Genomic DNA, 1,104 nt, shown 5'->3' with positions numbered 1-1,104 from the left:
AGAACTGTGATGAACCAGATATTTACCGTGACTGGAATGACCTGCGGCCACTGCGAGAAGGCCGTAACCCGCGCACTGCAGCAGGTAGACCCCCAAGCCACTGTACTGATTGACCGCACACAAAACCGTGTGCAGGTAGAGTCCACCCACAACCGCGAGGCGCTGAGCCAGGCCATTGCCGAAGAGGGGTATGCCGTACTTGAATGAGGTGGCACACAGGGCGTTTACTCCTAATTTTATAGCTAATGGCGCTTATTTGGCGGGGGCTAAGCTCACTTTTCGCTAAAAATGTAAAAGCTTGTTCGGCTGTCATCGGGATTGGATGTGGTGCGTTGAAGGATGACAAACTGCTACGTTTAGCGGTACGGCCCTTGGTCCATTTGACGCCATGTACACACCACGTGTTTTGTCCTTGTCAACTTCTCTTGTCACGCCAGCGGCTGCAAAAGTAGCAAAATGGGCTGGCTTCGCATTAGTGGCGAGTAGCCTGGTGGTTCTTGCCCCACAGGCCCGCGCTAATGACCTCAACACCGTTGTAGGCGCCGGTATTGGCGCGGTGGCCGGTTCGGCCATTGGCAATTCGGTCGGCGGACGCGATGGCGCGATTTTGGGAGCAGGCGCCGGCGGGCTGTTGGGTGCCAGCATTGCCAGCCAGCACCACAGCTCGGGTTATGCACCCAGCCCTTACCCAGTGGCTACACATTACCAACAGCCCCCGACCTACTACCAACCACAACCGCAGTACTACGTGGCTCCACCAGTAACCTATTACCAGCCGCGGCCGCAATACCGCGTGGTGCAACCGGTCACGCATTACCAGCCCGCCGTCGTGACATGGCAGGCCCCAGCCCCGGAGTACCACCACTGGCGTGAAGAGCGCCGTGATTACCACCGCGGCCGTCGCGACCACAGGCACCATGATCACCATGACCGCGAACACGACAACGACTACCGCCGTTAAGCAGCCACCATTTCGCCACCCAGGGCTTCCAGCAGATCAGGAATCAGCTTCCTGAGCTCTCCGGTGGCGATGGCCACATCGGCGTCAAAGTTGTCGTCTTTGCCGTCGCCCGGGCTGGCGGCGGCACCTTCAAACACCAATTC

Annotated in this window: 3 protein-coding genes; 2 read left to right on the top strand and 1 reads right to left on the bottom strand. The window is 58.5% G+C overall.

Going from position 1 to position 1,104, the window contains the following annotated elements:
* The first annotated feature begins 9 nt into the window (after window positions 1-9).
* A complete protein-coding gene (locus tag AC097P_RS24690; protein WP_479613054.1) occupies window positions 10-207 on the top strand; it encodes a heavy-metal-associated domain-containing protein in 198 nt (65 codons plus the stop codon).
* 283 nt (window positions 208-490) lie between these two features.
* The gene (locus tag AC097P_RS24685; protein WP_479613052.1) at window positions 491-961 is read left to right on the top strand and encodes a YMGG-like glycine zipper-containing protein; all 471 of its coding nucleotides are present in this window, start codon (window positions 491-493) and stop codon (window positions 959-961) included.
* Here the strand turns inward: AC097P_RS24685 and rdgC are convergent.
* The coding region (rdgC, locus tag AC097P_RS24680) for a recombination-associated protein RdgC (protein ID WP_479613053.1) at window positions 958-1,104 on the bottom strand (147 nt) is incomplete at its 5' end. The genes AC097P_RS24685 and rdgC overlap by 4 nt on opposite strands.

The organism is Rhodoferax sp. ZS1R8 (assembly GCF_056521325.1).
Note: the sequence above shows the minus strand (reverse complement) of the source record. Positions and strands in the feature narration are given on the sequence as shown.